The organism is Pseudomonas sp. Sample_10 (genome assembly GCF_004321495.1).
Classification (GTDB): domain Bacteria; phylum Pseudomonadota; class Gammaproteobacteria; order Pseudomonadales; family Pseudomonadaceae; genus Aquipseudomonas.
Map to the genome: position 1 here is coordinate 1 of NZ_RCOE01000119.1, position 7587 is coordinate 7587.

9 protein-coding genes and 1 pseudogene are annotated in these 7587 nt (G+C 61.1%); 5 read left to right on the top strand and 5 right to left on the bottom strand.

Features of this window, described 5'->3' with window-relative positions:
- From D8U18_RS11480 to D8U18_RS11500, 5 genes and pseudogenes are all read left to right on the top strand, one after another.
- Nucleotides 1-345, top strand: a pseudogene (locus tag D8U18_RS11480) (serine-type D-Ala-D-Ala carboxypeptidase); the annotation flags it as partial.
- Nucleotides 346-428: 83 nt separating this feature from the next.
- Nucleotides 429-704: a DUF493 domain-containing protein gene (locus D8U18_RS11485; protein ID WP_056855803.1), complete on the top strand. Its 276-nt coding sequence runs from the start codon at nucleotides 429-431 to the stop codon at nucleotides 702-704.
- Entirely contained in the window at nucleotides 704-1351 is a 648-nt protein-coding gene (gene lipB, locus D8U18_RS11490; protein ID WP_056855802.1) for a lipoyl(octanoyl) transferase LipB, read from the top strand. The genes D8U18_RS11485 and lipB overlap by 1 nt, the downstream gene beginning before the upstream one ends.
- Nucleotides 1352-1376: 25 nt before the next feature.
- The gene (lipA, locus tag D8U18_RS11495; RefSeq protein WP_162250583.1) at nucleotides 1377-2375 is read left to right on the top strand and encodes a lipoyl synthase; all 999 of its coding nucleotides are present in this window, start codon (nucleotides 1377-1379) and stop codon (nucleotides 2373-2375) included.
- A gap of 176 nt (nucleotides 2376-2551) precedes the next feature.
- Nucleotides 2552-3502, top strand: a complete 951-nt coding sequence (locus D8U18_RS11500) for an LD-carboxypeptidase (protein ID WP_130903859.1) — start codon at nucleotides 2552-2554, stop codon at nucleotides 3500-3502.
- Between the two features lie 92 nt (nucleotides 3503-3594).
- On the opposite strand, the gene D8U18_RS11505 is transcribed toward D8U18_RS11500, so the two are convergent.
- From D8U18_RS11505 to D8U18_RS11525, 5 genes are all read right to left on the bottom strand, one after another.
- Entirely contained in the window at nucleotides 3595-4917 is a 1323-nt protein-coding gene (locus tag D8U18_RS11505; RefSeq protein ID WP_056855799.1) for a lytic murein transglycosylase, read from the bottom strand.
- 62 nt (nucleotides 4918-4979) lie between these two features.
- Complete coding sequence (gene arfA, locus D8U18_RS11510; protein WP_131107643.1) at nucleotides 4980-5144, bottom strand: alternative ribosome rescue factor ArfA; 165 nt, start codon at nucleotides 5142-5144, stop codon at nucleotides 4980-4982.
- A gap of 231 nt (nucleotides 5145-5375) precedes the next feature.
- On the bottom strand, nucleotides 5376-6413 hold the full coding sequence (gene holA / locus D8U18_RS11515) for a DNA polymerase III subunit delta (RefSeq protein ID WP_056855797.1): 1038 nt from the start codon (nucleotides 6411-6413) through the stop codon (nucleotides 5376-5378).
- Nucleotides 6414-6452: 39 nt separating this feature from the next.
- The gene (gene lptE / locus D8U18_RS11520; protein ID WP_056855902.1) at nucleotides 6453-7058 is read right to left on the bottom strand and encodes an LPS assembly lipoprotein LptE; all 606 of its coding nucleotides are present in this window, start codon (nucleotides 7056-7058) and stop codon (nucleotides 6453-6455) included.
- A gap of 88 nt (nucleotides 7059-7146) precedes the next feature.
- Nucleotides 7147-7587, bottom strand: a 441-nt coding sequence (locus tag D8U18_RS11525) for a class I tRNA ligase family protein (RefSeq protein ID WP_153189111.1), incomplete at its 5' end; no start/stop codon positions are given.

Below are 7587 nucleotides of genomic sequence, written 5' to 3' on the forward strand. Positions count from 1 at the left end.
TTCCGCTTCTTCGAAACCCAGACCTTCTATCAGAAAGGCGCCGAGCTGGCTCAGGCTCCTGTCTGGAAAGGCGCCACCAATCAAGTCAAGGCCGGCCTGGCCCAAGACCTGACCATGACCCTGCCCAAAGGCCAGCTGAAAAAGCTCGCTGCCAGCATGACCATGAACCCGCAACTGGTTGCGCCAATCGCCAAGGGCGACGTGATCGGTAAAGTCGAAGTCAAACTGGACGAAAAAGTCGTGCACAGCGCCGACCTGATCGCTCTGGACGGCGTCGAAGAGGGTGGTATCTTCCGCCGCATGTGGGATAGCATCCGTCTATTCTTCTACGGCTTGTTCAACTGATAGTGTGCACCTGCAAGGCCCTGCGCTGATCCGGCGCGGGGCTTTGCCGTCGCCACGGCTTACGCTTACGAGGCCGTTACGCCATGACCGATACCGAAGTAAAGGCGCCCAAGATCGAATTCCCTGCCACTGATTACCCGGTTAAGGTGATTAGCGACACGGGTGTGGGCAACAAGGACAAGATCATCGACATCGTCCGCAAACACGCCAAGATCAATGATGAGCGTGTTGACGAGCGTCAAAGCAGCAACGGTAAATACACCACCATCCAGTTGCACATCGTCGCGACCGACCAGGACCAGCTGTACAACATCAACAGCGAACTGCGGGCCACCGGTTTCGTGCACATGGTGCTGTGATGTCCGGCACGCTGGGCTTTCGCGAGCTCGGCCAGATGGCTTACGAGCCGGTCTGGCATGCCATGCAACGCTTCACCAACGAACGCGGCAGCAGTGCGCCCGACGAGATCTGGCTGGTCGAGCACCCGCCGGTGTTCACGCAGGGCCAGGCCGGCAAGGCCGAGCATTTGCTGTTGCCGGGAGATATTCCGGTGGTGCAGGTCGACCGGGGTGGGCAAGTCACGTACCACGGCCCCGGGCAACTGGTGGCTTACCTGTTGCTCGACGTGCGCAAGCTGGGTTTTGGTGTACGTGACCTGGTGAGCCGCATGGAGTCATGCCTGATCGAGCTGCTTGCCAGCTACGGCGTGACCGCGGTGGCCAAACCGGACGCGCCGGGTGTTTATGTCGACGGTGCGAAAATCGCTTCCCTGGGTCTGCGGATCCGCCACGGTTGTTCCTTTCATGGCCTGGCCTTGAATGTGGACATGAACCTGGAGCCGTTTCGACGGATTAATCCCTGCGGCTACGCCGGGCTGGCGATGACCCAGCTGAGCGATCACGCAGGATCGATTGAATTTGCCGAGGTAAGTGCCCGGCTGCGCGCGCAGCTCGTCAAACACCTCGACTATGCTGAGCAGACGACCCTAACGGGCGGAATCGACTGATATGACTACTGATGCAGTGCAAACCATGATCCCGACGCAGGATGTTACCGAGCGTCCGGCCCCGCGTGCCAAGGTTGAAGCCGGCGTTAAGCTGCGCGGCGCCGAGAAGGTTGCACGCATTCCGGTAAAGATCATTCCGACCACCGAACTGCCGAAAAAGCCTGACTGGATCCGCGTGCGCATCCCGGTATCCCCGGAAGTCGACCGCATCAAGGCGCTGTTGCGCAAGCACAAGCTGCACAGCGTGTGCGAAGAAGCGTCCTGCCCGAACCTGGGCGAGTGCTTCTCCGGTGGCACCGCAACCTTCATGATCATGGGCGACATCTGCACCCGTCGCTGCCCGTTCTGCGACGTCGGCCACGGCCGTCCGAAGCCACTGGACGTCAACGAGCCGCAAAGCCTGGCCATTGCCATCGCCGACTTGCGCCTGAAATACGTGGTGATCACTTCGGTAGACCGCGACGACCTGCGTGACGGTGGTGCCCAGCACTTCGCCGACTGCATCCGTGAAATCCGCAAGCTGTCGCCAAACGTGCAGCTGGAGACGCTGGTCCCGGATTACCGTGGCCGCATGGACATCGCCCTGCAGATCACCGCCGCCGAGCCGCCGGATGTGTTCAACCACAACCTGGAAACCGTGCCGCGCCTGTACAAGGCTGCGCGTCCGGGTTCGGACTATCAGTGGTCGCTGACCCTGCTGCAACGTTTCAAGCAGATGATGCCGCACATTCCGACCAAGTCCGGCCTGATGCTGGGCCTGGGCGAGACCGACGAGGAAGTCATCGAAGTCATGAAGCGCATGCGCGAACACGACATCGACATGCTGACTCTGGGCCAGTACCTGCAACCGTCCCGCAGCCACTTGCCGGTCCAGCGCTTTGTGCACCCGGACACCTTCGCCTGGTTCGCCGAGGAAGGTTACAAGATGGGCTTCAAGAACGTCGCTTCCGGTCCGCTGGTACGCTCGTCGTACCACGCCGATGAGCAGGCGAAGCTGGTCAAGGCCGAGCTGATGTCGTCCTGATCCGCTGAAAAGAAATAAAATCCGCCCGCAAGGCATCAAGGCTTGCGGGCGTTTTTTTTGGCATGCCCACGGCCACTGGCGTTTTTTCCTGCAACCTGCGGGGCGACGATCCCTCTTCTGTTTGTCCCCGTTCCTGACTACTGTGTGCTCAAGTGTTCACGCAGGGAGATTCACGGATGACCGTTCGACCGACTCACACGCTTTGTCCTCACACCCCGGTTCCGGCCTTGCCGTCGGAAGGGGTGATCGCTGTCATTGCGCCTGCCGGGCCGGCACCGCTGGACACGGACAAAGCCGTGCAATGGATGCGCGCCCGCGGCTATACGCTAAAGGTGTTTCCGGGCGTCTATGAGCGGGACGGCTACCTCGCCGGGAGCGATGATGTGCGCCTCAATGACTTGCACGCGGCGTTCGCCGACAGCGAAGTCGACGCCATCATTTGCTTGCGCGGTGGTTATGGCACGCCGAGGTTGCTCGATCGCATCGATTTCCAGCTGCTGCGCAGTAACGCCAAGCCCTTCATCGGCTACAGCGACATTACCGCTTTGCACCTGGCTATCAGTCGCTACGCGGGATTTGTGACATTTCACGGCCCGTTGCTCAACGCCGATCTGCTGGGTGGCCGGCAAAAGCCGACCGAGCCTTCTTTTTTCAACATGCTGCGAGGGCAGGTCAAGGCGGGTAGCTTATTGGCCCATCCGGCGGCCTATCCCTTGACCACGATTGAACCAGGCATCGCCCATGGGCGTTTACTGGGGGGCAATCTGTCGATGATCGCCGCGACCATGGGCACGCCCTACGAAATGGATGCCGAGGGCGTCATTCTGTTCATTGAAGACATCAACGAGCCGCTGTATCGCATCGACCGTCTGCTGACTCACCTGCGACTGGCCGGCACGCTGGGCAAGTTGCGTGGGGTGTTGGTGGGTGATGTGGCGGGGGTTGAGGTGCCGGCGCTGGAGCAGTTGCTCAAGCAAATGTTCGGGCCTTTGCGGATTCCGGTGTTGTCCGGATGGCGCAGCGGTCATTGCGATCCGAACCTGACGCTGCCGATGGGGGCGCTGGTCAGGCTGGATGCAGGGAACAAGGAGTTGGTGGTGGAGCAGGATGTGGTGATCAAGCCTTAGGTGCTTGTCGCCTGATAGACATCTTTAGCGGGCAAGCCTCGCCCCTACAGGTTGCAAAAACCCTGTAGGAACGAGGCTTGCCCGCGTTGCTTTCAGCGGTTGCGCAAACCTTCCAGCAACTTGTGCGTCGGGTATCCGTCCGCCGGCCAGCCAAACGACTGCTGGGCACTGCGAATCGCTTTGCGGGTGTTGGCGCCGATTATGCCGTCGGCGGTACCCGCATCGTAATTCTGTGCGCTCAGCAGGTTTTGCAGCTCGATCCGCTCAGTTCGGCTCAGCGGCAAATCATCCTTTGGCCAAGTACCGCTGATCAGGCCCGCGCCATTGAATCGCTCGGACAACAGGCTGACGCCCAAGGCGTAGGACGATGAGTTGTTGTATTTGAGAATGGCGCGGAAGTTGTCCAGCACCAGGAAGGCCGGGCCACGGTAGCCCGCTGGCAGCAGCAGCGCTGCGGACAAGTGTTCGGAACCTGCCGGGACCTGGCGGCCGTTGGGCAGCGAGACGCCCAGTTGCTGCCATTCGGCGACGCTCTTGCGGATTGTGCCGTCGGCCAGCACGTAGTTGAAGCTGCCCGGCAATTGCACTTCAAAGCCCCACGGTTGGCCTCTCTGCCATCCGGAGCTTTGCAGATAGTGCGCGGTCGAAGCCAGGGCGTCGGTGGCGCTGCCCCAGATGTCGCGTCGGCCGTCGCCATCGAAATCCACGGCGTGAGTGTTGTAGGTGGTCGGGATGAACTGGGTCTGGCCCATGGCGCCAGCCCAGGAGCCGAGCATTTTTTCTGGCTCGATATCACCCTGTTGCAGAATTTGCAGCGCAGCAATCAATTGCGCGTGGGCGAATCCTGGGCGACGACCTTCGTAAGCCAGGGTTGCCAACGAATTGATCACTGACTTGCTGCCCTGGAACTGGCCGAAGTTGCTTTCCATGCCCCACACGGCAACGAGGGCCTGACGATCAACGCCATAACGCTGTTCGATGCTCTGCAGGATGTCGGCGTACTGTTCGACCAGTGCCTGGCCTTTGCGAACCCGCAGCGGCGACACGGCGCCATCGAGGTATTCCCACACCGGTTTTGCGAATTCCGGTTGGCTGCGATCGGCACGAATCACGCTGGGGTCGAGGCTGACATTGGCAAAGGCGCGGTCGAACAGGTCGGCACGAATGCCGGCGGCCAGGGCATCCTTGCGGAAACCGGCCTGCCATTCGGCGAAGGTCTGGGTCGGCTGGATGTCGAGGTTTTCACCGTTCGGTACCACCGGCGGTACAACCGCGGGGGCGGTGGCGACTGGCAGGGTCTTCAATGGCTGGGCGTCGGCGGCGGTGGGTTTTTCCGCGCAGGCGACTAGCAAAACGAGGCTGGAGGCAGCAATCAATTGGCGCAGGTGCCAACGACGGGAAAGACAAAGGGGCATGCACGGGTCCAGGGAAAACGGATCAGGTGCAGACCTTAACATGTTGAGCGGATGCATGCCTTTCAGGCTGCCAGAAAGTAAGAAGCCTCCCAGTTGTCAGACTGGAAGGCTTCGCGGCGGTAGCTGCCTTTGCCCTTGCCGGCTCGTTCCTGACGGCTGCGGAAAAATGGCTGGGCGATGATGGATTTGGCCTTGTTGGGGCCGCGTTTGGACGGCTTTTTGCTCATGATGGACTCTCGCAAGTAAAGGTTTTTTGCGGGGCAAATCATCGGCTCAAGCGAGGCTTCTGTCTAGTCCCTAGGTTGTGCAGGAAATGTGAATCGTGGCGAGGGAGCTTGCTCCCGCTCGGCTGCGCAGCAGTCGCAAATGGGCAAGCGGGGCTTTTCTGAAGAAACGCGATGTGTGGACTGGGGTCGCTTCGCAACCCGGCGGGAGCAAGCTCCCTCGCCACAAAAGCGTTACTCGGCAGGCAACGTCAAACGCTGGCCAGCCATCAACAGCGTCAACCGACTCAAGCTCATCCACGGCGAACCCGCCGCCTGGCCCTTGATCTGCGCGTCGATGCGTTGCGCTTCCAACAGCAACTGCGCCCAACGTGGCGCCGAGTAGCGTTGCAAGGCTTTGCTCATCAGCGGTTTACGTTTGTCCCAAACCGGTGGTTTGGCCTGGCTGAAGGCTTTGTCCAGCGGCGTACCCTGGCTGTATTGCAACGAAATGTTGGCCAGCAGTCGCAGCTCGCGAGCCAAAGCCCAGAGGATCACCGGCGGCTCGACACCTTCACCGCGCAATCCTTCGAGCATGCGCAGGGCGTGGGCGGCCTCGCCGTTGAGGATCGCATCGGTCAACCCGAAGACATCGAATCGCGCACTGTCGGCTACCGCAGCCTGCACGGTTTCGACCGTGATTTGACCGCCCTCGGCCATCAGCTTGAGTTTTTCGATTTCCTGGGCCGCCGCCAGCAAATTGCCTTCGACCCGTGCGGCAATCAGTTCAACGGCGTCCTGGCTGGCAGACAAGCCAGCCTGGGACAAGCGCTGACGGATCCAGCTCGGCAACTGGCTGACATCCACCGGCCAGATTTGCACGAACTGGGTCTGCGCGCCTTCGACCAGTGCCTTGCCCCACTTGGTTTTCTGCGCACTGCCGTCGAGCTTGGGCAGGCTGATCAACAGCAGCGTGTCTTCGGCCGGCCGTGAGCAGTACTCGATGAGTGCGGCAGCGCCTTTGTCACCGGGCTTGCCTGAGGGCAGGCGCAGCTCCAGCAGGCGCTTTTCGGCGAACAGCGACATGCTCGCACCGGCTTGCAGCAACGTGCCCCAGTCGAAACTGGCGTCGGCGGCGAACACCTGGCGTTCATCGAAACCCTGTTGACGGGCGGCGGTGCGGATGGCGTCGGCGGCTTCCTGACACAGCAAGGGGTCATCGCCGCTGATCACATAGACCGGCGCGAGGGCACCTTGCAGATGTTTGGCGAGTTGGGCGGGTGCGAGTTTCATAAGAGAGGGCGAACGGGGCGCCTGAGCGCCCCGCAAGTCTTACTGCTGCGGCAGTTCGATAGGCGACTGACGCGGGGTTTCCGCTTCAGCCTTCTGCGCCGCTTCCAGCGCGGCGGCTTCGGCCTTGGCCTTGGCTTCGGCAGTCTGTTGCAGTTGGGCCAACTGGGTCGGCGTGATCTGCTGCAAGCGCAGCATCATGCGTTGCACCAGCTCGCGACGCATTTCCTTGCGCGCATCGGCGGCTTCCTGGTCAGACCCCACCAGGTTGTTGCCGTCGTGGATGAAGACCTTCTGTACTTCGAGCTTGTCGTCGATCAGCGACAGGTTGCCCTGGCTGAGGATCCTGTAGCTGAGCACGGTGTTCAACTGATACTCGCCCGTCCGACCGGCGCCGGCATAGCTGAGGATGCGCTGGGATTCCTGTTCGTCGGCCAGGAACAGCTTGTAAGGTGCGCCGCTGTAGACCTTGACGCCGCTGCTTTGCAGAACCTGGCGCAGTTGGGTGACAGTGTCGCCGTAAGCGTTACGGGCGCTCAGGTCGAGTTCCGTGATCGCCAGTTCGGTGGTGCCGGTGCCGCGCAGCTGGAAACCGCAGGCGCTCAACAGGACCGCGAGGCCCATCACCAGCAAGTTGCGTTTGATCATTGTGTTGCTCCCCTTGAAACCATGTGGGCCGATCATGCGGCCCGAAAGGTTTTACTTGGCGCCAGGCAGGGCCTGGCGCCCGATCCAATTAGCTGGCGACGATGTTGACCAGTTTCCCGGGCACCACAATCACTTTACGAATGGTCAGACCATCGACAAAGCGCAGCACGTTTTCGTTGGCGCGTGCGGCGGCTTCGACTTCTTCACGGGTCGCGGTGGCCGGCATTTCGATCTGGCCCCGCAGCTTGCCGTTGACCTGAATGACCAGCGTCAGGCTGTCCTGCACCAGTGCGCTGTCGTCCTGTACCGGCCAACCGGCGTCGATCACAGGGTCAGCGTGACCCAGCTGATTCCACAGCTCGTGGCTGATGTGCGGTGTAATCGGTGCCAGCAACAGCGTCACGGTTTCCAGGCCTTCGTGAATCAGTGCCCGATCCTGTTCGGTGGCTTGTGCGGCTTTTTCCAGAACGTTCATCAGCGTCATCACCTGGGCGATGGCGGTGTTGAATTTGTGGTTCTGGCCGACGTC

Coding starts and splice junctions, on each gene's coding strand:
- D8U18_RS11485 (WP_056855803.1), top strand. CDS start 429: ATGACCGATACCGAAGTAAAGGCGCCCAAGATCGAATTCCCTGCCACT.
- lipA (WP_162250583.1), top strand. CDS start 1,377: ATGATCCCGACGCAGGATGTTACCGAGCGTCCGGCCCCGCGTGCCAAG.
- arfA (WP_131107643.1), bottom strand. CDS start 5,144: ATGAGCAAAAAGCCGTCCAAACGCGGCCCCAACAAGGCCAAATCCATC.
- lipB (WP_056855802.1), top strand. CDS start 704: ATGTCCGGCACGCTGGGCTTTCGCGAGCTCGGCCAGATGGCTTACGAG.
- holA (WP_056855797.1), bottom strand. CDS start 6,413: ATGAAACTCGCACCCGCCCAACTCGCCAAACATCTGCAAGGTGCCCTC.
- D8U18_RS11505 (WP_056855799.1), bottom strand. CDS start 4,917: ATGCCCCTTTGTCTTTCCCGTCGTTGGCACCTGCGCCAATTGATTGCT.
- lptE (WP_056855902.1), bottom strand. CDS start 7,058: ATGATCAAACGCAACTTGCTGGTGATGGGCCTCGCGGTCCTGTTGAGC.
- D8U18_RS11500 (WP_130903859.1), top strand. CDS start 2,552: ATGACCGTTCGACCGACTCACACGCTTTGTCCTCACACCCCGGTTCCG.